Annotated in this window: 24 protein-coding genes and 1 tRNA gene; 4 read left to right on the forward strand and 21 right to left on the reverse strand. The window is 64.6% G+C overall.

Features of this window, described 5'->3' with window-relative positions:
* Positions 1-20 precede the first annotated feature (20 nt).
* The 6 genes from KBA48_RS17625 to KBA48_RS17650 all read right to left on the reverse strand — a co-directional run bounded on the left by KBA48_RS17625 (position 21) and on the right by KBA48_RS17650 (position 6,807).
* Entirely contained in the window at positions 21-1,622 is a 1,602-nt protein-coding gene (locus tag KBA48_RS17625; RefSeq protein ID WP_292908741.1) for an AarF/ABC1/UbiB kinase family protein, read from the reverse strand.
* Position 1,623: 1 nt separating this feature from the next.
* Positions 1,624-3,195 (reverse strand): AarF/ABC1/UbiB kinase family protein, encoded by a 1,572-nt coding sequence (locus KBA48_RS17630; RefSeq protein WP_292908743.1) that lies wholly within the window; start codon positions 3,193-3,195, stop codon positions 1,624-1,626.
* Between the two features lie 144 nt (positions 3,196-3,339).
* Positions 3,340-3,768 (reverse strand): hypothetical protein, encoded by a 429-nt coding sequence (locus KBA48_RS17635; RefSeq protein WP_292908745.1) that lies wholly within the window; start codon positions 3,766-3,768, stop codon positions 3,340-3,342.
* Between the two features lie 157 nt (positions 3,769-3,925).
* A complete protein-coding gene (locus KBA48_RS17640; RefSeq protein ID WP_292908747.1) occupies positions 3,926-4,660 on the reverse strand; it encodes a TSUP family transporter in 735 nt (244 codons plus the stop codon).
* Positions 4,661-5,118: 458 nt separating this feature from the next.
* Positions 5,119-6,477 carry a methylenetetrahydrofolate--tRNA-(uracil(54)-C(5))-methyltransferase (FADH(2)-oxidizing) TrmFO gene (trmFO, locus tag KBA48_RS17645; RefSeq protein ID WP_292908749.1) on the reverse strand — a complete coding sequence of 453 codons (1,359 nt, stop codon included), beginning with the start codon at positions 6,475-6,477 and terminating at the stop codon, positions 5,119-5,121.
* Positions 6,478-6,645: 168 nt separating this feature from the next.
* On the reverse strand, positions 6,646-6,807 hold the full coding sequence (locus KBA48_RS17650) for a hypothetical protein (RefSeq protein WP_292908751.1): 162 nt from the start codon (positions 6,805-6,807) through the stop codon (positions 6,646-6,648).
* Positions 6,808-6,949: 142 nt separating this feature from the next.
* Between KBA48_RS17650 and KBA48_RS17655 the strand changes: the two genes are divergently transcribed.
* The 4 genes from KBA48_RS17655 (at position 6,950) to KBA48_RS17670 (ending at position 11,978) form a co-directional block, all read left to right on the forward strand.
* Positions 6,950-8,326 (forward strand): MATE family efflux transporter, encoded by a 1,377-nt coding sequence (locus KBA48_RS17655; RefSeq protein ID WP_292908753.1) that lies wholly within the window; start codon positions 6,950-6,952, stop codon positions 8,324-8,326.
* Positions 8,327-8,430: 104 nt separating this feature from the next.
* Positions 8,431-11,160, forward strand: a complete 2,730-nt coding sequence (gene gyrA, locus KBA48_RS17660; RefSeq protein ID WP_292908755.1) for a DNA gyrase subunit A — start codon at positions 8,431-8,433, stop codon at positions 11,158-11,160.
* Between the two features lie 130 nt (positions 11,161-11,290).
* The gene (coaD, locus tag KBA48_RS17665; protein ID WP_292908757.1) at positions 11,291-11,812 is read left to right on the forward strand and encodes a pantetheine-phosphate adenylyltransferase; all 522 of its coding nucleotides are present in this window, start codon (positions 11,291-11,293) and stop codon (positions 11,810-11,812) included.
* A gap of 90 nt (positions 11,813-11,902) precedes the next feature.
* Positions 11,903-11,978: transfer RNA gene (locus tag KBA48_RS17670), tRNA-Lys, on the forward strand.
* A 39-nt stretch (positions 11,979-12,017) separates the two neighbouring features.
* Here the strand turns inward: KBA48_RS17670 and KBA48_RS17675 are convergent.
* From KBA48_RS17675 to KBA48_RS17745, 15 genes are all read right to left on the reverse strand, one after another.
* Positions 12,018-13,169, reverse strand: coding sequence for a site-specific integrase (locus tag KBA48_RS17675; protein ID WP_292908759.1), 1,152 nt, complete (start codon positions 13,167-13,169; stop codon positions 12,018-12,020).
* A 4-nt stretch (positions 13,170-13,173) separates the two neighbouring features.
* A complete protein-coding gene (locus tag KBA48_RS17680) occupies positions 13,174-13,431 on the reverse strand; it encodes a hypothetical protein (protein ID WP_292908761.1) in 258 nt (85 codons plus the stop codon).
* A 5-nt stretch (positions 13,432-13,436) separates the two neighbouring features.
* Entirely contained in the window at positions 13,437-15,494 is a 2,058-nt protein-coding gene (locus KBA48_RS17685) for a DNA cytosine methyltransferase (RefSeq protein ID WP_292908763.1), read from the reverse strand.
* A 10-nt stretch (positions 15,495-15,504) separates the two neighbouring features.
* On the reverse strand, positions 15,505-15,891 hold the full coding sequence (locus tag KBA48_RS17690) for a DUF4326 domain-containing protein (RefSeq protein ID WP_292908765.1): 387 nt from the start codon (positions 15,889-15,891) through the stop codon (positions 15,505-15,507).
* Positions 15,891-16,202: a hypothetical protein gene (locus tag KBA48_RS17695; RefSeq protein ID WP_292908767.1), complete on the reverse strand. Its 312-nt coding sequence runs from the start codon at positions 16,200-16,202 to the stop codon at positions 15,891-15,893. Before KBA48_RS17695 ends, KBA48_RS17690 begins: the two co-directional genes overlap by 1 nt.
* Positions 16,199-16,414 carry a hypothetical protein gene (locus tag KBA48_RS17700; protein ID WP_292908769.1) on the reverse strand — a complete coding sequence of 72 codons (216 nt, stop codon included), beginning with the start codon at positions 16,412-16,414 and terminating at the stop codon, positions 16,199-16,201. The genes KBA48_RS17695 and KBA48_RS17700 overlap by 4 nt, the downstream gene beginning before the upstream one ends.
* Positions 16,415-16,417: 3 nt before the next feature.
* Positions 16,418-16,612 carry a hypothetical protein gene (locus tag KBA48_RS17705; protein WP_292908771.1) on the reverse strand — a complete coding sequence of 65 codons (195 nt, stop codon included), beginning with the start codon at positions 16,610-16,612 and terminating at the stop codon, positions 16,418-16,420.
* Positions 16,609-16,890 carry a hypothetical protein gene (locus KBA48_RS17710; protein ID WP_292908773.1) on the reverse strand — a complete coding sequence of 94 codons (282 nt, stop codon included), beginning with the start codon at positions 16,888-16,890 and terminating at the stop codon, positions 16,609-16,611. The genes KBA48_RS17705 and KBA48_RS17710 overlap by 4 nt, the downstream gene beginning before the upstream one ends.
* Positions 16,887-17,387, reverse strand: a complete 501-nt coding sequence (locus tag KBA48_RS17715) for a hypothetical protein (RefSeq protein WP_292908775.1) — start codon at positions 17,385-17,387, stop codon at positions 16,887-16,889. The genes KBA48_RS17710 and KBA48_RS17715 overlap by 4 nt, the downstream gene beginning before the upstream one ends.
* A 3-nt stretch (positions 17,388-17,390) precedes the next feature.
* Positions 17,391-18,308 (reverse strand): DHHA1 domain-containing protein, encoded by a 918-nt coding sequence (locus tag KBA48_RS17720; RefSeq protein WP_292908777.1) that lies wholly within the window; start codon positions 18,306-18,308, stop codon positions 17,391-17,393.
* 5 nt (positions 18,309-18,313) lie between these two features.
* On the reverse strand, positions 18,314-18,883 hold the full coding sequence (locus tag KBA48_RS17725) for a hypothetical protein (RefSeq protein WP_292908779.1): 570 nt from the start codon (positions 18,881-18,883) through the stop codon (positions 18,314-18,316).
* A gap of 128 nt (positions 18,884-19,011) precedes the next feature.
* A complete protein-coding gene (locus tag KBA48_RS17730; RefSeq protein WP_292908781.1) occupies positions 19,012-19,227 on the reverse strand; it encodes a hypothetical protein in 216 nt (71 codons plus the stop codon).
* A 4-nt stretch (positions 19,228-19,231) separates the two neighbouring features.
* Entirely contained in the window at positions 19,232-19,462 is a 231-nt protein-coding gene (locus tag KBA48_RS17735) for a hypothetical protein (protein ID WP_292908783.1), read from the reverse strand.
* Positions 19,463-19,698: 236 nt separating this feature from the next.
* Positions 19,699-20,799: a DUF2303 family protein gene (locus KBA48_RS17740; protein WP_292908785.1), complete on the reverse strand. Its 1,101-nt coding sequence runs from the start codon at positions 20,797-20,799 to the stop codon at positions 19,699-19,701.
* A 44-nt stretch (positions 20,800-20,843) separates the two neighbouring features.
* The gene (locus KBA48_RS17745; RefSeq protein ID WP_292908787.1) at positions 20,844-21,200 is read right to left on the reverse strand and encodes a hypothetical protein; all 357 of its coding nucleotides are present in this window, start codon (positions 21,198-21,200) and stop codon (positions 20,844-20,846) included.
* Positions 21,201-21,221 lie beyond the last annotated feature (21 nt).

Raw genomic sequence — 21,221 nt, forward strand, 5'->3', positions numbered from 1 at the left:
TCGCGCAATGGTGTCGGGTGTCATCGGCCGCTCCGCCATTGCTTCAGCAGCCACAGGTAGCAAGCCCCAAGGGCGATCCCCACCGGCCAGCCCAGGGGCACGCCGAACCATACGGGCAGGGAAGCGCCCCCCAGCAGGACGGCCAGACCGACACTGACGATGGCCACGGAGATCATCCGTGCATGACGGTCGGCGAGATGCTGATCGCGGGTGGAGGCGCGGGTTTCGACATTGAGGGTGTAGCGCTCGGCGAAAAGCTCGCCCAGCAGATGCTCCAGACGCTCGGGTGAGCGTTTCAGCAGTTCGGAGATGCTGCCGATGATGCCCTGCAGCTCCAGCGGGCTCAGCGGTCTGAACAGTTCGCGGGCCTGCAGGGCGGGAAAGAAGTCACCGCCGACCCGCCGCAGGTCGACACGTGCGCCCAGCATTCCGGTTACCGTCTCGGCCGTCAGCAGGGCGCGGTAGAGCGCCATGGAGTCGCTGGAGATATGCATATGCGCGCTGCGGGCCGCACGGACGATCTGCATCAGCCAGATATGGGTCTGACCGCCGGCGGGGCCGTCTTCGCCGGCAACCGGCTCGCGGCGCTTGGCGGTCCATACGCTGGTGGCGGCATAGAATTCGCGTTTGAAGATTTCAGGACGCGAGGCGTCGGTGCTTTCCAGCAGGGATTCGGCAGCCTGATACAGGGCATCGGCATCATCGCGGACGATGGCCCCGAAATAGCGCAGCAGCCGCTGGCGCATCGTTGTTTCCAACTCGCCACACAGCCCGAAATCGATCATGCCCAGACGACCATCGGGCAGCAGCATCAGGTTGCCGGGATGCAGGTCGATGGCGAAGAAGCGGTAGACAAAAATCTGGGTAAGGCAGGTGTCCAGCAGCCGGTAGGCCAGACGATCGCGCTCGTACCCCAGTTCGCGCAACGGTTCCATGCGGCGCGGGTCGCCGCTCTGCTGGGCGCGGATGATGCGGCTGAGCGCGATGCCATCCAGGAACTCGCAGGTCAGCACACCATCGCCGCACAGGTCCGGATAGGGCTGGGGGATGCGGATGCCGTCATCCTTGGCATGGTTGGCGTACATGCGGGTGAGGTTGTCCAACTCCCGCTTGAAATCGAGTTCCTGGCGCAGCCAGATGGCCATCTCCTCCACCGCCTCACGCGGGGACACGATCAGGTCCGCGCCGGCCCTTTCCAGCAGGGCCGCCAGCCGCGTCGCCTGACGCAGGTCGCGGTCCACCCGTTCCGCGATGCCACGGCGGCGGATCTTGATGACCACCTCCCGCCCGTCATGCAGGCGGGCGCGGTGAGCCTGGGCGATGGAGCCGCTGCCCACCGGCTGGGGACGGATCTGCGCGAACAGATGGTCGGGGTCACGACCCAGGCTTTCCGCCAGCAGCGCCCGCGCCTCCTCCCACGGCATCGGGTGGGCGTCATCCAGCAGACCCAGCAGTTCGGTGCCATATTCCGCCGGGATCAGGTCGGGACGCAGCGCCAGGAACTGGCCCAGCTTCACAAAGGTGGGGCCCAGCCTCTCCAGGCGGGCGCGAAAGACCTCCGGCGTGCCGATAAGGCCGCGTTCGATCATGTTCAGTGTGGGGGCTTCTGCCATATCCATCATCTCAGGCGGCCCCCCGCCACGGCTTCAGCAGCCAGATGGTGCCGCCCAGGAACATCAGCGCCAGTATGAGACGCTGGGTGGCATGTTCACGATGACGCCGGAACGGGGCGGACCAGTGGCGGCGCACCCCCAAGCCTCCCGACAAGGTGCTGCTGGCCAACCGCGTGACGACGCGGCGTCCGGCGGCCGACCGTGCCGGGTCGATCACGGCATCCGGCCCTTCATAGAGCGCCGGCAGGCTGGCCATGCCTTCCTTCTGCGACCGGAAGAACTGTGCCATTTCACCGAACAGGTCGATATAGGACCCCAGTTTCAGGGCGCTGGCGTCCAGCATGTAAAGCGCGCGCCAGTACAGAAGGCTGTTGCTGCCACCACGCAGCCCGTGGCGGCGGGCCGCATCGATGATCTCTCCGCTGTGATTGCCCAGATGGCGGGCCTTCAGGCTGGAGTTGGGGTCCATCGATGCCAGGTACCAGGCGTGCAGCCGCTCCTTGGCCTCGCGTTCGAAAGCCTGCCAGTCGGTGCTGTCGGTGGCGATATACTGTTCACGCACACAGGCGTAGCAACCATCGACGTCGCCGATGCTGATCCGTTCGATCTGCCGGGCCAGCACCCGGCGCTGTCGCGGATGCAATTCACCAAAGATGCCGAAATCAATGAAGGTCGCCCGGTTGTCGGGGCAGACGATGATGTTGCCCGGGTGCGGATCGCCGTGGAAGAAACCTCTGGCGAACAGTTGATGCAGCACCGACTGCACCACGTTGTGGCCAAAAAGCGAAAGGTCGAGGCCGGGGAACGCGCGGCGAAGTTCGGCATCCCTGTCCGGCACGGTGCCCAGCTTTTCCATATGAGCCAGGACCTTGCCAAGGGTGGGGCCTTCGATGAATTCGCTGGTCAGGACGTGCTGTCCCGTCAGGTCCCAATGGATGCGGGGGAACCGCTCCCAGGGGCCGGCGCCACGGCGCAAGCGTTCCGCAACCCGGCCCTCCTGGGTGAAGTCCAGTTCGCCCCGCGTCCACAACGCGAACTCCTCCACCGTCTCGCGTACCGAAAACACGGCCGACAGACCCAGGCGGTCCAGCAGGCCGCCATAGGCCGCCAGCAGACGCATGTCGGCCTCGAAGGTGGGGCCGATGCCGGGTCGCTGCACCTTGACCGCCACCTTCTCCCCGGTCCGGGTCCAGGCGACATGCACCTGGGCCACAGAGGCGGCGGCGATGGGAACGGGGTCGAAATCGACGAAAAGTTCTTCTGGCGGCGCCCCCAACTCCGCCATGATCACGTCGCGGATGTCGGCAAAGGGAACAGGCTCCACCGCTTCGAACAGCGAGGCCAGTTCCTGGCACAGGGCCGGCGGCAGGATATCGAAGCGCATGGCAAGGAACTGGCCGAATTTCAGATAGGTCAGCCCCAGATCCTCGATCACATGGCGCACGGCCCGGTAAAGCCGGGCGCGGCCAGGCCGCACAAGCACCGGCGCCAGTCGCCGCACCAACACCCCGGCCAAGCGCAGGGCACGGCCCAGGATATGCGGCAGCGTGGGGGCGGGTCCTGGTTGGACCATGGTCTGCATGGCGTGCGGTGATCCTTTGATGGGCCTTTGACGGCCGAATGCAGGGCGCAAAAAGGCACGAGGGGCCGTCGCAATGAAGCGACGATCCCAGCAGGAGCATGGGCGGAAAGTGTTTCTGGCGACCCTGGGCCGGGGTCGGCTGGCTCAGTGCTTGGCGGCGTTCCGATGGGCCTTGGTGAACTGCTCCGCCATCCGGCCGGGAACCTCGGCCACACGCCCCAGCGCCCGCAGATATCCCTTGTAAATGTCGGGGGGCAGTTGGCTCAGGGTCTTGGCCAGATCGTCCTGATTTGTCCGGCCGTTGGCCGTGGCCTCGTCATTCAGCTTGATCAGGATGTCGGTGCCGGATTGCAGCAGTTCGGCCGTGGCGGCGTTGATGCCCTGGACGATCCGGTACAACTGGTCAAGGGCCGCGTTGTTGGTATCGCCGGCGATGGAACTGATCTCTTCCTGCACGTCCTTGGCCTTTTGGGCGGGCTTGTCCGCGTCTGCGGACCTGGCGCTCAACTCGGCACGCAAGCGATCGACCTCAGCCTGCAGTTCTTCGACCGTGGGGGTTTTTGCTGTAGCCATCTTGGCGCGCTCCTTAAGAGTGGCGTGAAGATAATATGACTTTAACAATTTATCAGTGGAGCGATGTGGTGTAAAGCGGCGATCCGGGATCAATCAAAAATCTGTCACACATGTACTGATCATGAAATAGGCGTATAGCCTCAAAAAAAGGCTGTAATCAGAGTTGGGCTTTGACCAGTAAGGCGATGCCATAAAGGCCGATAAAAGATGTCAGGGCGCGGTCATAGACATTGCCGCCAAGGCCGCTGAAAACGCGCCGTCCCAGACACCAATGCACCAGGAACCCCACCCCGGCGGACAGCAGGCTGTGCCCCGTCAGCGTTTCCGGCTGAAAAAGCGCCAGCACGGCCAACTGGAACAGGCCGAAGGTCAGATAGTAGTTCGACACCACCCCGCGAACCGCTTCCTTTCCCGATGCGGTGCTGGCGGCATAAAGGGAGAGCAGGCTGCCCCCCATGTTCGTGAAGCCATGCAACGCCCCCATGGCCAGCAGGTAGCCGCGTTCCGAGCGTTTGATGGCCCCCTGCAGGCGACTGCGCAACGCCGGGCTGAGACGCAGCAAAGCGGCGCCGCACATGGCGATGCCGATGGCCAGTTCCAGACGGAACCGCAATTGCAGATGCAGCGACAGCGCCAGGACCGGCACCAGGATGCCGATGCACCATAGCGGCCGCAGGCCACGCCAGGCGATGCGTGCCTGATGGGGCGCCTCCAGCACCTGCAGCAACGAGATAGTGGCCGACGCCGGCAGCAACCATCCCAAAGCTGCGCCGAACGGCAAACCCAGCAGCAGCAGGGTTGGCGTGCCAAAGATCAGAACGCCCATGCCGAATACCGACTGAACCACAGCCAGGACAGCCACCAGACAGATGATTAAAATTGGGTCTTGCATGTCTCGCCCACCCGCTTGGAGAGCTTGGTTCCGTAACAATGCCACCCATACTGGTGATATGCGAGTCAGATATTATCCTAGATAGACATTAATCATAGGTCGATGCGCTGCCCAGTGGAGCGTTAGAGCGGGGCTGTATGTTTCGACGTTGCCAAAGGCGGGGGCGTGGCCCCTGGGTGCCGGCTTGCGCGATGATGGGATATGTCCAGGGCGTGCAGCGGCCAGACGCCTGCTGTCCCCACGCTTATCATGGATTTATAAATGCCGGCCTTTCCGGTCGCGCATCCGTCCGGCATTGCAAGACGGATGCGCGACGGGGGATGTGTCGTTTGATGCCGGGCAACCGGTTTATACTTTCGGCCTTCAATCCCGACAGATCGGGATTGAAGGCTTCAGCGGCCGCCGCCGCCGCGCCCGTCGGCGCGGATAGGGGCGGTCAAGGAGTTGACTGGCCCCTATTACTGGGGCGCCAGCCATCCGGCCAGATCGTTCAGGGCGCGCGTGGAATAGGCCTTCTTGCGGTCCTTGCCATGCAGTTCCTTGCCGTTGGGCTGGCGTTCGGTCACCGGCGGGAACAGGCCGAAATTGACATTCATGGGCTGGAACGTCTCCGCCTCGGCTCCGCCTGTGATATGGGCCAGCAGGGCACCCAGCGCCGTGGTGCGCGGTGGCAGGGAGGGTTCACTGCCCAGCCGGTCGGCGGCGGCAAACCGGCCAGCCAGCAGACCGACAGCGGCACTTTCGACGTAGCCTTCGCAACCCGTGATCTGCCCCGCGAAGCGCAGGCGGGGCAGGGCCTTCAGACGCAGGGAGGCGTCCAGCAGGCGCGGGGAGTTGATAAAGGTGTTGCGGTGCAGGCCGCCAAGCCGCGCGAACTCGGCATTTTCCAGGCCGGGGATCATACGGAAGACCCGGACCTGCTCGGCATATTTCAGCTTGGTCTGGAACCCGACCAGATTATAGAGCGTGCCCAGCGCGTTATCCTGACGCAATTGAACCACGGCATAGGGGCGCTTGCCCTCATGCGGGTTGGTCAGGCCCACGGGCTTCATGGGGCCATAGCGCAGGGTATCGACCCCGCGTTCGGCCATCACCTCGATCGGCAGGCAGCCTTCAAAATAGGGGGTGTTTTTCTCCCATTCCTTGAAGTCGCCCTTTTCGCCATCGATCAGCGCCTGGATGAAGGCCTGATACTGCTCCTTGTCCATGGCGCAGTTGATATAATCCTTGCCGGTGCCGCCAGGCCCGACCTTGTCATAGCGCGACTGAAACCAGGCCTTGGACAGGTCGATGCTGTCGGTGTGGATGATGGGGGCGATGGCGTCGAAGAAGCTCAACTGCTCCTCGCCCGTAAACGCGCGGATGGCCTCTGCCAGCTTCATGCTGGTCAGGGGGCCGGTGGCGATGATGGCATTGTCCCAGTCTTCGGGCGGAATGCCGGCCACTTCGCCGCGCTCCACCGTGATCAGCGGATGGCTGGTCAGGGTCTGCGTCACATGTTCGGCGAAATGGTCCCGGTCCACGGCCAGCGCGCCGCCCGCCGGCACCTTGTGCGTGTCCGCCGCCGTCAGGATCAGCGAGCCGCAGCGGCGCATTTCCTCGTGCAGCAGACCGACGGCATTATATTCGGCATCGTCGGACCGGAAGGAGTTGGAACAGACCAGCTCCGCGAAGAAATCCGTCTGGTGCGCGTCCGTTTTCTGAACAGGGCGCATCTCATGCAGGATTACGGGGATACCGGCCTGGGCGATCTGCCATGCAGCTTCGCTGCCGGCCATGCCGGCGCCGATGACGTGGATGGGGGTGTGCTGTGTCATGGCCGGTGATGTCGCGCGAGATGGCGCGAACGTCAAGTGCCGATGCGTGGGGGGCTTGTCATTGGGGGGGCGACAGGTTTGCAGCACTGTTCCGGCGCTCTCCATCGTCACGCCGGCGCAAAGCAAGGGTGACGATGGAGATGGGAAAGACGCCCTTGTCCGGCGTTCTCACCCGCGCAGATATTGCGGCTCCGGCTCATGCGGCGGGTCGGTGGGGGGCAGTTCGCGGTCGGGCGGGCCGCCGGGCTGGGGGGTGGGGACCTCGCCCGGGGGCGGCACTTCGGTCTGGTCGGGCGGGGTGGAGCCGGGAAGCGGGGGGACGATGCCCATGGGTCGGGTCCTTCCTTCATGTTGGTCGTACTCAACCAACCCCGGCGGGGCACGAATTGTTCCCCTGACATGCCGGCACTGGACATTTCCGATATCGGATATATCGTGCCCGGCATTTCAAGATCGCTGGACGCCTCCGCAAATGACCGCCGCCGCCCAACAGGCTGAAATCCTTAACCTCCGTATCCGCCGCCATGTGCGTGAACTGTTCCGGCTGGCGCTTCCCGTGATCATCGCGCGGGCCGGCATCATGGGCATGGCCCTGGTCGATACGCTGATGGTGGGGCGGTTCGGGGCCCAGGAACTGGCCTATTACGGGTTGGGCAATATGCCGGTCGGCGTGATGATGGGCGTGATGGTCGGCCTGATGCTGGGCGTCGTGGTCATGACGGCACAGGCGGTGGGCAGGGGCGAAGATGCAGCCACAGGGGCCATCTGGCGCCGGGCGCTGCCCTATTCCCTTCTGGTGGGCGGCGGCATGGCGGGGCTGTGCCTGCTGGGCGAGAGGTTCCTGCTGGCCACGGGGCAGGCGCCTGATCTGGCGGCTGGCGGGGCGGGGGTGATGGCCATCATCGCCATCGGCATGCCCGCTGCCGGCCTGCATCTGGCTACCAGCCTTTATCTGGAGGGCATGAAGCGGCCGATCCCCGGCATGGTCGCCATGCTGATCGGTAATGTCCTGAATGTCGGGTTGAACTGGGTACTGGTCTGGGGACATCTGGGCTTTCCCGCCATGGGGGCGGAAGGGGCCGCCTGGGCCACCACGATCCTGCGCTGGCTGGGGGCTATCGGGCTGATCGCCTATGTCTGGTGGCTGCCGCAGCGCCATGCCTGGGGTGTACGGGGCGAATTCGGGGGCTGGTGGCGTGGCAGTGCCGACCAGCGCAAGGTCGGTTATGCGGCCGGCCTGTCCAACGGCCTGGAAGGCTCGGCCTTTGCGGCTCTGGCCCTGTTCGCGGGCTGGTTGGGGGCCATGTCGGTCGGCGCCTACACGATCGGTCTGAACCTGATCGCACTGCCCTTCATGTGCGCGTTGGGGCTGGCAACGGCCACCTCCGTACGGGTGGGCAATGCCTATGGCGCCGGCGACCGGCTGGAAACCAAGGTGGCGGGTTGGACAGGGCTGGGTGTGACCAGCGTGATCCTGGCACTGATCGGTGTTGTCTTCCTGCTCTACCCGACCTGGGTTGCATCGCAGTTTACGGCAGACCCGGCGCTAATCGCCTTGACGGCGCCGCTGCTGGCGCTGTCGGCCTGGCTGCTGGTGGCCGATGGCGGGCAGGTGGTGATGGCGCAGGCCCTGCGCGGCCGCAGCGACACCTGGGTCCCCACCGCCATGCATTTTGTCAGCTATTACGCCATCATGATGCCGTTGGGCTGGTTCCTGGCCTTTCCCATGGGGCAGGGTGTGCTGGGTCTTTTCATGGGCATCCTGATTGCCAGTTTTGTGGCCGTCAGTTTCCTGGCGGCCCGCTTCTGGTGGCTGTCGCGTCGGGATAACCGGGCGGTGGCCGGCTGATTTCCCCTTTCGTTGTTCGCACCCGCGAATGGTGCTACAAGGGGTGCCCGATGGCCGGTCCCCGGCCGTTGGTTTTGTAGACCCGTAATGACGAGTTCCGCTCGGTGACCTCCACGCCCGCTCTGCCGTCCGATATCACGCCCATCACCATCGAAGATGAGATGCGGCGATCCTATCTCGATTACGCGATGAGCGTGATCGTCAGCCGAGCCCTGCCGGATGTGCGCGACGGCCTGAAACCCGTGCATCGCCGCATCCTGTTCGCCATGAAGGAAGGCGGGTACGACAGTACCAAGCCCTACAAGAAGTCGGCGCGTATCGTCGGTGACGTGATGGGTAAGTACCATCCGCATGGCGACAGCGCGATTTATGATGCCATGGTCCGTATGGCGCAGGATTTCTCCATGCGCCTGCCCCTGATCGACGGTCAGGGCAATTACGGCTCCATGGACGGCGACGCGGCGGCGGCCATGCGTTACACCGAGGCCCGTCTGGCCAAGGTCGCCGAATTCATGCTGGATGATATCGACAAGGAAACCGTCGATTTCCAGCCGAACTATGACGAGTCGGAAGAAGAACCCACGGTCCTTCCGGCCAAGTTCCCGAACCTGCTGGTCAATGGAGCCGGTGGTATCGCGGTGGGCATGGCCACCAACATTCCCCCCCATAATCTGGGGGAGGTGATCGACGCCTGTCTGGCCTATATCGACAATCCCGACATCTCCATCGATGAGCTGATCGAGATCGTTCCGGGTCCGGATTTCCCCACGGGCGCCCTGATCCTGGGCCGCTCCGGCATCCGGTCCGCCTTCCATACCGGCCGTGGCAGCGTGATCATGCGCGCCAAGACGGAGGTGGAGGAGATCCGCAAGGATCGCTGGGCCATTGTCGCCACCGAAATCCCGTTCCAGGTCAACAAGGGCAAGCTGCTGGAGCGCATCGCCGAATGCGTGAACGAAAAGCTGGTCGAGGGCATCAGCGATGTCCGCGACGAGTCGGATCGTGACGGCGTGCGTGTGGTTGTCGAACTGAAGCGCGACGCCGTGCCCGACGTGGTGCTGGCGCAGCTTTTCCGTCATACCGCACTGCAAACCAGTTTTGGCGTGAACACCCTGGCGCTGAATGGCGGCCGGCCGGAGCTGATGGACCTGAAGACCATCATCGCCGCCTTCGTCCGCTTCCGCGAACAGGTGGTGACGCGGCGCACAGAGTTCGAACTGGGCAAGGCGCGTGAACGGGCGCACATCTTGGTGGGTCTGGCCGTTGCGGTCGCCAACCTGGATGAAATGATTGCCCTCATCCGCAGCGCGCCCGACCCGCAGACGGCGCGTGAGCAGATGATGGCCCGCGATTGGCCGGCGGCTGACGTCGCCCCGCTGATCGCCCTGATCGATGAGCCGGGCCGTGGCCTGTCGGAAGCCGGGACCTATCGTGTGTCCGAAGCGCAGGCCCGCGCCATCCTGGATTTGCGCCTGCACCGGCTGACCGGGCTGGAGCGTGACAAGATCGGCGAGGAACTGACCGGCGTTACCGATCAGATCAAGACCTTCCTGGCGATCCTGGCCGACCGTATCCTGCTGCTGGACGTGATCCGGAACGAACTGGGCGATATGAAGGCCCGTTTCGCCACCCCGCGCCGCACCCAGATCGAGGAATCGGAGTTCGAGAGCGACATCGAGGACCTGATCCAGCGCGAGGACATGGTCGTCATCGTCACCCAGGGCGGCTATATCAAGCGTGTGCCCCTGTCCACCTACCGGGCGCAGGCCCGGGGCGGCAAGGGCCGGTCGGGCATGCAATTGAAGGCGGAGGACACGGTTTCCGACCTGTTCGTGTCCAACACGCATACGCCCATGCTGTTCTTCACCAGCCGCGGCATCGTTCACAAGCTGAAGGTCTGGCGCCTGCCGCAGGGCACGCCGCAGACGCGCGGCAAGGCGCTGGTCAATCTGCTGCCGCTGGAGGAGGGGGAAACCATCTCCACCGTCATGCCGCTGCCGGAGGATGAGGGCACCTGGGGCGATCTGGAGATCGTGTTCGCCACCAGCAAGGGCGGCATCCGCCGCAACAAGCTGTCGGACTTCCAGAATATCCGCGCCAATGGCCTGATCGCCATGAAGCTGGAGGAAGAGGGGGAGACCCTGATTTCCGTCCGCACCTGCACCGATCAGGACGATGTGCTGCTGGCCACCCATCTGGGCCGCTGCATTCGCTTCCCCGTGACGGAGGTGCGCGTGTTCTCCGGCCGCACTTCCACCGGTGTGCGCGGCATCAAGCTGGCGAAGGGTGATGCGGTGATCGGCATGTCGATCCTGCACCATACCGATTTCAGCATGGAAGAACGCGCCGCCTACCTGAAGCAGGCGCGCGAGCTGCGCCGCGCCGAGGGTGAGGACACCGACGACGCGGTGGATGTGGATGCCGAGCCGGTGGGCGAGGCGACCCTGTCTGCCGAACAGTTTACCGAGATGCAGGCGCGGGAAGAATTCATTCTGACCGTGTCCGAACAGGGCTTCGGCAAGCGCACCTCGGCCTACGAATACCGGCTGACGGGCCGCGGTGGCCAGGGCATCTGGAACATGGATATGGGCGACCGCAACAAGGCCATCGCGGCCGTGTTCCCCATCCAGGACACGGATCAGCTCATGATGGTCAGCGATGGCGGGCAGGTCATCCGCATGCCGGTCCACGACATCCGCCTGACCGGCCGCAAGAGCAAGGGCGTCACCCTGTTCCGCCTGTCGGGCGAGGAAAAGGTGGTGTCCGTTGCCCGGCTGGAGGATGACGGTTCTGAAACCAGTGGCGATGCCCCCGAGGCCGCCGCGACCGAGTAAATTCACAACGATCCGCGCGGCATCGGGGAGAGAGCCCCCGGGGCTGTGCGTGTGACCGGAAAAGCGCGCGGGCCATGGACCCAAGCCGACGGTCGATGAACAGAGCCTTGAGGGGAAGGGGAAGAGGATCATGGCGGCATCGCGTATCGGCGTCTATCCGGGCACGTTCGACCCGGTGACAAACGGTCATTTCGACATTATCCAGCGCGCCTGCCGTATGGTGGATCACCTGATCGTGGGCGTGGCCAGCAATGCCGGCAAAGGCCCGCTTTACACCACCGATGAGCGTGTGGCCCTGGTGGCCGGTGAACTGGCGACGTTGAAGCAGCAGGGATTCTGCGTCGAGGTCCGGCCGTTCGACCAGTTGCTGATGAAATTCGCGGTGGATTGCGGGGCGTCGGTGATTATCCGTGGTCTGCGCGCCGTGTCGGATTTCGAATATGAATTCCAGATGGCCGGCATGAATGCCCGCCTGAACCCGGGCGTGGACACCGTCTTCCTGATGGCGTCTGACAAGCACCAGTTCATCTCGTCCCGCTTCGTGAAGGAGATCGGGCGCCTGGGCGGTGATATCAGCCAGTTCGTCAGCCCCCGCGTCGCCGCCAGCCTCCTGGCTCGTTTCGAAGCCGAAAAGGCGAGCGCCGCCTCCTGAAGCTCTGCGTAAAATCGGGGTGCGGTGCCGCATTGCACATGTTGACGGATGCGGCCCGCTTGCCTATGGTGCGCGCCACTTCGACGGATTGATTCCGTAGCTCAGTCGGTAGAGCACGTGACTTTTAATCATGGGGTCGTGGGTTCGAATCCCACCGGAATCACCATCCGCGAAGTATTGCATTGAAATTACTGAGTTTTACTCCTCATTTATCCCCACCAGATTTTCTGGTGAGATTGGGTGGGACAGTTTTGTCCATTTTTTGTTCCATCAGCTTTTCGGCGGCGCGGCCTGCCAGGGTGCGTTGGTTGGCCTTGCGGGTGTAGCGCGTGGCCTCCCCGGCGCTGTGCCAACCATTCCAGGCCATCAGTTCCCGCTCTGTGGCTCCGCTTTCTGCCAGGGCGGTTGAACGGGATTTGCGCAGGCCGTGGGCGGAGCAGTGGGGTAGGCCCGCTTCGTTACACCATTCCCGGAACCGGTTGCCGAATCCGACGGCGCCGTAAGGTTGACCAAAGCTGGTAGTTAGCAGGGTCAGGTTGCCTTGCGTGGTCGGCGTCGCATCGATGATGGCGGCCAGTTCCGGTAGCAGCGGGATTTCGATGGTGGTGGGTTTGCGCGCCCGGTTTTTGGTGAGGGTGATTCGGATCCAGCCATTGCTGATATGCTGCCGGCCCAGCAGCACAGCATCCGACCGGCGCAAGCCGGTGTAATAGAGGACGGCCATCGCCAGCCGTGCGTGCGTGCCGATTGGGTGATGGGCCTCGAACTGCGCGATTTCCGGCGGGGTCCAAGTGTGGTGCCCGTCCGGGTTTGGCAGGGTCAGTTTCGGCACATCACGAGCCGGGTTGCGTGTCGCCCGTTCGGTATTGACGGCCCATTTGAACAGCAGCCGCAGATAGCCTACCAGATTGTTGGCGGCGGCGGGTGTGTCGGCCTTGGTGTCGCGAATGGCCCGGATATGCCGTGCCTCCATCAGCGCGAAGGGTTTGTCGCCCAGGCATCTTCCCTGGCTGTCGCGCTGATCGCACAGCGCGTCCAGGACCAGCCGCCGGATATGCTGTGTCGAGCGGGACAGGGTGCGGAAATCGGCATCCTGGTACCATTGCTGGCACAGCCAGCGCAGCGAGGCCGGATCCTTGGCCTTGGGTTTCTGGCGTTTGGCGTTGGCCGGCGCGCCGCCGATGGCCGCGCGGTATTCTGCCATGAAGGCGTCTGTGCCGGGCTGTTCATGCAGGCGGATTTTCGGCTGGCCCGGCCGGCGCACATAAAGGCGCACATTGCCGTGCCTGTCCGTATCCTCCACCAGATAGCGCAGGCGGATGCTGCCGGTCCCGTCACGCAGGCGGAATTCAACCATGGCTTCAGTCCCAGGGATTGTCGCTGACCTGTCCACCTTCATCGGGCAGCGCTTCGAATGCCCTGTCAATGGCGATCCTGTCCCACACGATACGGCCATCGATCCGTTTGGGCCTGGGCATTCGGCGGTCCTGTACCATCTGGTCGAACTTTGTCGCTGAGACACCGACATAGCCGGCCGCTTCGGTCCGCGACAGTCCACGCGGTGCGAGGTTGGGGGGCAATGCGGAATGGCGCCCCTTTTCCTGTGCTGTCGCGGGCATTTCCGTTACTCCGCAGCGACGGCTGCCCGGCTGGGCAGGTCGAGGACGTGATTGCTGTTCGCGGCGACCAGCAGGCGGGCCATGCGCTTTGGTACGCTGTTGCCGATCAGTCGCATGCTTTCGGTTTTGGTGAGCGGACGCGTGATCATTACCGGTCGGCCATCGGTCCCGGTGATGGGTCGGCCCTGCCGGTCCAGCTTCGGCACCGTGATCAGGTCCGGCATGGCCAGTTCATGCGCTGCCGCCGCCTCAAACGGCCGCAACATCCGCATGCCGATGTCCACGACAATCCAGGTCGTGCCGCCGATGGTAATGGTGACCAGATCGCCGCCATCCCACTGCCCGAATGACCGCAGGAACTCCGCCACCTGACGGGCGCGGGCGAACTGCGCCGGCGTCAGCGGGGGATATTCCAGGCCGGCGGCAGAAACGGCGAAACGGTCGGCGGTCGACAGAGTGTTCAGCGCGTTGGCGGCTTCCTGGTGCTGTCCGCCGGTTCCGTAATATTCCGTCAGGAACGCGGCACCGATGCCGATATGGTTTCCGCCCCTGTCCCCGCCGGTTGTCACCGTGCGCAGGGCGCCGGCAGGGGATGTCGCAATGCCGGTCCCGCGATGATGGACCAGAAAGGCGCCCGCCACCTGCTGCTGTGTGCCCGTGGTGGTCAGGGTGCTGGTGGCATCCAACGGTGAATGTCCCACCACGCCCGTGTTGTGCTGTACCATCCAGGCGCCGACGACGGCGTGATGTTCCACGGCGGTCTGGGTGCCGATTGCCTGATCGATCGTTTGCCCTGTCGATGCGCCGCGATGTTCCGCCAGATAGGCACCCATTACCGCGAATTCTCCGCCCTTTACGCCGGCGGTCAATGTCGGCACAGGCGCCGTGCCATCATGGATGCGGGTTTCAGAGCCAGCGCTGCGATGGGTGGTCGGAACCAGTGTAGGCCCGACCAGCGCGATTTCCCCGCGATGGGCGCCGGTCAGGGTGGGGAGCGCGGCGTCTGGATCTATCTCCGGCCTTTGTCCGTGGTGGGTCAGGTGGACAAGGAATGGCCTCCTGGCTTTCAGTACCAGGCGACCTGTACCGACGGCCACACGTTTCATGGTGGCGTGGACAAGGTCTCTGTCCCGGTCGAAAATCGATGGAAGCGGCAATGACCAGTCGATGATGCTGGCTGCCGCCACATGGGGCAGCAGCCGGCCGGCCGGCACATCGGCGCTGTCGCGGTGGCCGTGGGTGATGGTGGGCCAGACGGGCGTCTGCCCATCGAAGCGGCCGATGCCGAACAGGCGGCGCCGACTGGTCGGCACGCCGTAATCGGCACAGCACAGATCCCGGTCCTCATAAGTGGCGCCCAGCCCGCGCAGGTGGCTGCAGAACGCCTTGTAGGTCCGGCCCGCCCGTGCGGGATCGCGGACCAGCACCTGGCGCTGGCGCGGCGTGCGTTCACCCTGGCGCGCCACCCGGATCAGCGGGGTGCGGTTCGGCTTGCCTGTGCGCTGGTCCTGCGAATATGTCGCCACCAGGCAGCGGCCGGTAGCGGGATCGCGCTTGGCGATCAGCGGGCCCCAGCCGCGAATTTCCCGGACGTTCTCCAGGAAGAAGGTTTCGGGACCCAGGCCGCGCTTGCGCAGGACGCCGACCCAGCGGCAGACCTGCCAGGGCAGCGAGCGGACGCGCGGGGAGCGCGGCGCGCCTCCCTTGGCCGTGCTGAAATCACGGCAATCCGGGCTGGCCCACAGCGACCCGACAGGGCGCCCTCCCGTTCCATGGAGCGGGTCCACCTCACAGATATCAGCCTGCAAGTGGCGGGTGTGTGGGTTGAGCCGCCGATGGGCGGCAATGGCCACCGTGTCGTGATTGAGGGCAAGACCGACGGGGAACCCAGCCTCCTCCATGCCCTGGCAGGCACCCCCGACGCCCGCGAACAGGACGACATTCAGCTTTTCATCCAGCGGCCAGGGCCGACCCAGTGCTGTGCCGGCCGGCAGGCCGGAACGGACGGTGCGGGCCTTGCGCGGGCGGCGGGCAATGGGAAGGGAGGGGAAGAGCGCGTCCATGGGGAAATCCTCAGAAGGCGGGCGGGGAGGCGTTGGCGATGGTCAGCAGGATGTCGGCGTGACACGGCAAATCCGGCCGGCACCAGCACATCAAGTCGTGGCCCCGCAGGGCCTTCCACGCATCAGTGGGGGTGGGGACTGGATCGACCAGTCGGGTGTGGTGCGCGCCTGGGCTGGTCAGGTCAGTGCGGTACAGGTCGGCGGCCTGCTGGTGTGCCTCTTCCCGGTCGGCGAACGGACCGTGGTGGCGGCCGCCGCAGGATACCCACCAGCATTCGCCGTCAATGTCTCGCCATGCGACCCAATGGTTTCCCCACTTGCTGCCACGCCCGACGTAGATTGCGCCATCGGGGGTGGTCCAGCCTTTGCGCCGCTGGCGCTGGAGGCGGGCCGGCATCACGCGTCCTCGTTTCGGACAGCGGGGGTTGGGGTGCGTGCCGGATTTATCACACGCGCCAAGTGCAGGGAATAGACCGAGACAGCCTTCCAATAGGCGGCCATGATTCCCTTGTTGCCTATCCACGCCGCCTGGGCCTTGCACTTGGCATCGGCAGACAGGTCCCGCAGCAGCGCGCATAGCACCGCGCGCTGTTCTGGCGGCAAGTTCAGGATGAGACTGATGGAGGGAAGCGCCAGAACAGGGTTGCGTACTTCGCGCCTTGCGGAACGACCATATGCGCCGCCGCCGGGCATAGTTGGTTTGGTCATGGCCAGTCCTCCGCCGCGTCGCAGGCCGCCATGCAGGCGGTCAGGTCGGTCCTGAATTCCTGATCGGTGTGATAGTGGGTGACAACGGCGCGGCCGGGGCCGGTGGAGCGCAACTTGAAGGCGGCCGCGACCAGCTCGCCATCGTTGATGTCGCAGTCGAAGGCCCAGCCCATGGCCTCCATACGGTCCTTGACTGTCTGGGGTTCCGGCATAGGTCAGCCCTTCCTGCACTCGCTGTGGCGGCGGACGGCATCGCCGATCACGGCGTGCCACATGATTTCCCGGAATTCGGGCTTGTAGCCCATCCGGCGCATTTCGCGTTCCAGCGGGTCCAGAAGGTCACGGACCTTGCGGTCGATCATGGCCGTGATTTCCTGTGCCTGGGCAAGATGTTCGGCGGTGTTGGTCATGCCGCACCTGCCTGCGTTGTGTTCGGAAAATCCTCGCTGCACAGGGTTTCCCTTGCGTTGAGGGCTTTCTCTGCGCCCTGACGGGTCAGCCAGAAGTAGTCGTTGTTGACGGGATTGTTGGTGGACGAGCATTCAGCATCGCCAGCCGCCACCATCGCCGCCCATGCAGGGTGATTGAGGCTGCCCTTTCCGGTGATGAACCGGTTTCGGTAGCTTGTGTGCCTGTCGTTGGGGAGGCCAAGGGCGTGCCGGGCCAGTGTCCGCTGTTCTGGCGTCATGCCGCGCCGCCCGGCGGCACGATGCGCTGCACATGGGTGATAGGTTCATTCGTTTCGCTGATGGGTCCGGCGCAAGACCAATCTTCCGGCCGGAAGCCATACCAGTACCAGTCCCAAAGCCCATCGCGTTTGTCTTGGCGGAACCATGCGCAGGAGCATGTCGGCTCGCGCCCCGGAAGTGGTTGGCAGGCGACCAGCACTTGTGAGCCATCCCACGGCCAGGTGCCGGTTACCGGGTCACCCAGGGTGGTGATGTCGATCCAGGGGGCGTTTGGCGATGTGTCGGAATCCGCAGCGATCGTGACCAGTGTCGGACGATCTTCTGCCGGAAAGAGGATATCCATGTCATGGCCGGCCTGCCGGATCAGGTCCGGCGCTTCGGCGACGGCGGCGGACAGTTCGGGGTCGGCGCCATTGTCCATGCATTGCAGGGTGATGGCGTTGGAGGCGGTTTGGATGGCAAGGTTGCGGCAAAGCCAGGTGATCAGGTCGGCCATCGGTCAGCCCTCCCCATCGGCCGTTTTATCGCCGGCCCAACCGTGGGGCATGCGGAAGCCGGCGGCGTGGCGATGGCCGCCGCCGCCAAAGGTTTTGGCGATGGCGGAAACGTCCAGGCCGTTCGGGGTGGAGCGCAGGGAGAAGACACGACCGTCGCGCGTGTCCCAATAGCAGGCGGCGAACGGTTCGCCCTGGGCCATCAGGTTGCCGGCATCGCTGGTCAGGGTGTGGGGCAGGTTGGCGACCCATATTTCATGTCCGCCGATGCGCATGCGGTAACGCAGGGCCATCACCAGTTCGGCCACGTCCTTGTGATGTTTCTTCTCTATGGCGCGCCCGCCTGTGATGGCGGTGCCGCGGGGTGATTCCACCGTATCGGCCAGCCCGTCCCAAATGTCGAAATCATAGGGGTGGGCGAAGATAAAGGCGTTGATGGCGCGGCTTTCGGTCAGGGCGAACCGCCAGAGATCGCGGTCACCGACATAATTGACCAGAGCCGGGCGTGGCTGATCCGGGCGGAAAAAATCCCAGGCGATCTGGGCGCCGCTGCGATCCATGTCAAACAGGGCGCGGACGCCCGGCGCGCATTCGCTGGCCACCTGGCCGCTTGCTTCCAAAACATGGCTTTCCCACCCGCTTCGAAAGACGGGACGGGGAAACTCCGACAGATCGGCCTTTGCCGTCTGGTGATGGTCCAGGATCAGGATGGTGCGGGCGCTGGTCGCCATCATGCGGATCGTGTCTGCCGGATAGCTGAAATCGACCATGATCACGTCGCGGCCCTTCACGTCGGGCGGCAGGTGTCCGTAGATGCCGGGGTAAAAATCGACGTTTTCCGCCCCCAGGGCGCGGGCCACGACCCAGGCGGCCGTGAAGCCATCGGCACAATTGTGGTGATAGATACAAAGCGGCTTGGTCATGCTGGTCACTCCGCAGCGGTGGCGAAAGCGGCGGCGTCGGTCAGGCGCTGCCACTGGTTCAGGAAACGTTCTTCCGCCCGGACCCAGGTCATGGGGCGGATGATGGTGGTGTCGGGGTCGTGGGGCAGGCGCCGGGGCGGGATGTTCATCAGGTCGCGCATCTCCGTCGCCAGGGCCCGCAAATCCGCCGCCTTGATCAGGGCGGCATCAGCGCCGGGCAGGGGCCAGGACAGGCCTAGGGCGGCATGGATGGCCCGGTCCCAGGCCGCCTCCAGCCGGGCCAGCGCGTCGATGCCCGTCAGGTGGCGCAGCGCCGCCTTCATGGGGCTGGTCGTGTCGCCCAGGATCGCCTCATGCGCGTCATGCAGCAGGCCGTGACGGCGCAGGCGGGCGGGCAGCAGGCTGGCCACCAGAACCGAGTGCTGTGCCACCGAATAGGGAATGGGCGTGCGGCCGTTATAACGGTTGATGCGGGCCAGGGTAGCGCCGATGAAGCGGATATCGATGATGGCCGGATCCGGGGACAGGATGTCCACGGCGCGGGCGGCATCGATCCAGATGGTGGTGGCGGTCATGGATGGGCCCCCATTTCGACGGCGGCAAACAGGAAGATCAGGCCGAGCAGCGCCGCCAGCCCATAGGCGGCCAGAATGCGGCGCAGACGGAAGGGCGGGCGGTGGTGGGGCATGGCGCCTTCCCTTGGTCAGGCTGCGGGTGGCGGGAAGGCAGCGTCCAGGTCGATGGGCTCGCTGCCCCGGCAGACATAGACGCGCATGAATTCCTCCAGGCTGTCCTTGCCCTGCATGACCAGCAGCAGGTTGTTGGCCAGTTCGTGCAGGCTGTAGGCCCGCATGCCGTCGCCTGCGTGGCGGGCAATTTCGGCGCCCTGGCGGATCAGGTTGATGGCGTTGACCTTCATGGCGTTATTCCTTGAAGCCCTTCAGGCTTTCAAAGACGCGGATCATTCCCACCACGTCGCCAGTGGCCAGTGCCTGGGCGGCGGTGTCCAGATCCTGCCGCATCATTGCGATGGCAATGGCGCCGGCATTGTGGGGCAGGCCCTGGTAAAGCGGGATCAGATCGCGGACGCGGGCCATTTCCTGCGGCAGGGCGTCCCCCAGCGATTGGGGGGATGTGTGCGGTGGCTCATTCATGATTGCGTTTCCGGATGCTGTGAGGGTGGGAGGGGCCGGATTGGGTACCGGGGCGATTCTATCCTCCAAGAGGCGATGATCAGCTGCCGTCCCCGGTCAGCGCTCACCCTCCCAATGCCCCAAGCCCCACCCGCCGGGCCGGGCGGGTAAGGGGCGGGGAAAGGGCGGCGGGGCGGGTGAGGCCCCGCCGCCAAGGACCGCCGGCGGGATGGCTGTCCGCTGGCGGTGGGGGAGGGTCAGGCGGCCTTGGCGAAGGGGTTGCCGCTGATCAGGGTCAGGTCGGTGGCGATGGAGACATCGGTGGATGCCTTGAGGATCGCATCCTTCAGCATGCGGCGGTGGTCGACCAGTTCGACCATCCACTTGATGCCGCCGCCGGCGCGCCGGTAGTAGAGACGCACGGGCATGAGGTGCGACGGTTCCCCGTCAAAGACCGGGATGTCGATCAGGAACAGTTCCGGCACCTTCACCTTCTGGCCCTTCACCTGGGCTTCGTGGTCCTCGCTGAATTCCAGGATGGCGGAACCATCCTGAAGGCGGATCTGCTGCTTGCTGCTGGCGCTGGTGCGCACCGACATTTCGGTCGACAGGGTCAGCAATTGCTGCTGGGTGCCGAAGCGCTTGGTCTGAAGCTTCTGCAACCGGGTGCGATAACCGGTGGGCAGCTCCTCCTCGTCCCGCTTGAGGTCAAGTTCCTCGAACGGGATGGGCTTGCCGCTGACATCCTTGGGCTGATGATCGTCACGCAGGTTCAGCAGGGCGCAGACACGGTCCACTTCCGTGCCTGGCACCAGCATCCAGTTGGCGGGCGGGTTGGAGATGTCGTTCTGGCGCTGCTGCAACAGCCAGGCGAAAGCCTCCTGATCCATCAGGCCAGCCTTGGCCGCCGCGCGCCATGCCCGCATCTCGTCCGACAGCGGGAAGCGATAGGTGGCGGTGTGGCGGCAATGGGCAGGAACGGGCGGGCGCCGTTCCTCAGGCGTGTCGTCGCCACCGTCCAGAATGGCGCTTGCCCCATGGTAATCCACCACCAGCTTCAACCAGGGTTCTTCCGGATCGGGGTTGACGAACAGCATGCTGTCGCCGGTCTTGAACCGGTCGGCATAGTCGATCATGGCATCGGTGCCGCCCAGCAGGGCGCTTTCAGCCAGGAAACGGGGGCGGGGCAAATACTTGTTCAGGAAATCGCCCAGATCCTGCACATCGCGCTTTTCCGGCGTGACCAGCAGCATGGTGCTGCCCGGTTCGGCCGGAAGGGCGGGGATCAGTTCATTGGCGCCGTGCATGCCCTTCACAGCGTCGATCAGGGCCGTCATGTCGGCCGGGGTCGGGTTCATCGTTTTTGTCCTTGGTGGTCAGGGTTGTAAAGGGGGGGGCCGGGTCAGCCGGCGCTGCTGTTGGCGTGGGGTGCCATGGCCTTGCCGCCAAACATTTCCCGCTGGCGCGGGTTCTTCGTGGTCAGGGTGTTGTCATCGTCCACGAAGAATTCGGTCTTTGCGGGCGGGCGCTTGGGCAACTTCAGTTCGTGCCCGAGGGTCACAGCCACGCCCTTGGCGTGCGCCTCCATGGCGACCGTGATGACCAGACTGGCCTTGGCCTTCTCGCCGTTCTGCTGGCGCTCGGCCATGTCATCGAGTGCCTTCTGAAGGCTTTCGTTGATCTTGGCCTGCGTGTCGCCATCATCGTGAATGTCCAGCAGCCGGCTGAGGGCGCGGACCTGATAGGCGGGATCGCCCATTGGAAATGCTCCTGTCTTGTC

The organism is Niveispirillum sp. (assembly GCF_017996735.1).
GTDB lineage: Bacteria > Pseudomonadota > Alphaproteobacteria > Azospirillales > Azospirillaceae > Niveispirillum.

What these genes read in the sequence shown, in the direction of transcription:
- KBA48_RS17625 (WP_292908741.1), bottom strand. Translation starts at nt 1,622, where the DNA reads ATGATGGATATGGCAGAAGCCCCCACACTGAACATGATCGAACGCGGC.
- KBA48_RS17630 (WP_292908743.1), bottom strand. Translation starts at nt 3,195, where the DNA reads ATGCAGACCATGGTCCAACCAGGACCCGCCCCCACGCTGCCGCATATC.
- KBA48_RS17635 (WP_292908745.1), bottom strand. Translation starts at nt 3,768, where the DNA reads ATGGCTACAGCAAAAACCCCCACGGTCGAAGAACTGCAGGCTGAGGTC.
- KBA48_RS17640 (WP_292908747.1), bottom strand. Translation starts at nt 4,660, where the DNA reads ATGCAAGACCCAATTTTAATCATCTGTCTGGTGGCTGTCCTGGCTGTG.
- trmFO (WP_292908749.1), bottom strand. Translation starts at nt 6,477, where the DNA reads ATGACACAGCACACCCCCATCCACGTCATCGGCGCCGGCATGGCCGGC.
- KBA48_RS17650 (WP_292908751.1), bottom strand. Translation starts at nt 6,807, where the DNA reads ATGGGCATCGTCCCCCCGCTTCCCGGCTCCACCCCGCCCGACCAGACC.
- KBA48_RS17655 (WP_292908753.1), top strand. Translation starts at nt 6,950, where the DNA reads ATGACCGCCGCCGCCCAACAGGCTGAAATCCTTAACCTCCGTATCCGC.
- coaD (WP_292908757.1), top strand. Translation starts at nt 11,291, where the DNA reads ATGGCGGCATCGCGTATCGGCGTCTATCCGGGCACGTTCGACCCGGTG.
- KBA48_RS17675 (WP_292908759.1), bottom strand. Translation starts at nt 13,169, where the DNA reads ATGGTTGAATTCCGCCTGCGTGACGGGACCGGCAGCATCCGCCTGCGC.
- KBA48_RS17680 (WP_292908761.1), bottom strand. Translation starts at nt 13,431, where the DNA reads ATGCCCGCGACAGCACAGGAAAAGGGGCGCCATTCCGCATTGCCCCCC.
- KBA48_RS17685 (WP_292908763.1), bottom strand. Translation starts at nt 15,494, where the DNA reads ATGGACGCGCTCTTCCCCTCCCTTCCCATTGCCCGCCGCCCGCGCAAG.
- KBA48_RS17690 (WP_292908765.1), bottom strand. Translation starts at nt 15,891, where the DNA reads ATGCCGGCCCGCCTCCAGCGCCAGCGGCGCAAAGGCTGGACCACCCCC.
- KBA48_RS17695 (WP_292908767.1), bottom strand. Translation starts at nt 16,202, where the DNA reads ATGACCAAACCAACTATGCCCGGCGGCGGCGCATATGGTCGTTCCGCA.
- KBA48_RS17700 (WP_292908769.1), bottom strand. Translation starts at nt 16,414, where the DNA reads ATGCCGGAACCCCAGACAGTCAAGGACCGTATGGAGGCCATGGGCTGG.
- KBA48_RS17705 (WP_292908771.1), bottom strand. Translation starts at nt 16,612, where the DNA reads ATGACCAACACCGCCGAACATCTTGCCCAGGCACAGGAAATCACGGCC.
- KBA48_RS17710 (WP_292908773.1), bottom strand. Translation starts at nt 16,890, where the DNA reads ATGACGCCAGAACAGCGGACACTGGCCCGGCACGCCCTTGGCCTCCCC.
- KBA48_RS17715 (WP_292908775.1), bottom strand. Translation starts at nt 17,387, where the DNA reads ATGGCCGACCTGATCACCTGGCTTTGCCGCAACCTTGCCATCCAAACC.
- KBA48_RS17720 (WP_292908777.1), bottom strand. Translation starts at nt 18,308, where the DNA reads ATGACCAAGCCGCTTTGTATCTATCACCACAATTGTGCCGATGGCTTC.
- KBA48_RS17725 (WP_292908779.1), bottom strand. Translation starts at nt 18,883, where the DNA reads ATGACCGCCACCACCATCTGGATCGATGCCGCCCGCGCCGTGGACATC.
- KBA48_RS17730 (WP_292908781.1), bottom strand. Translation starts at nt 19,227, where the DNA reads ATGAAGGTCAACGCCATCAACCTGATCCGCCAGGGCGCCGAAATTGCC.
- KBA48_RS17735 (WP_292908783.1), bottom strand. Translation starts at nt 19,462, where the DNA reads ATGAATGAGCCACCGCACACATCCCCCCAATCGCTGGGGGACGCCCTG.
- KBA48_RS17740 (WP_292908785.1), bottom strand. Translation starts at nt 20,799, where the DNA reads ATGAACCCGACCCCGGCCGACATGACGGCCCTGATCGACGCTGTGAAG.
- KBA48_RS17745 (WP_292908787.1), bottom strand. Translation starts at nt 21,200, where the DNA reads ATGGGCGATCCCGCCTATCAGGTCCGCGCCCTCAGCCGGCTGCTGGAC.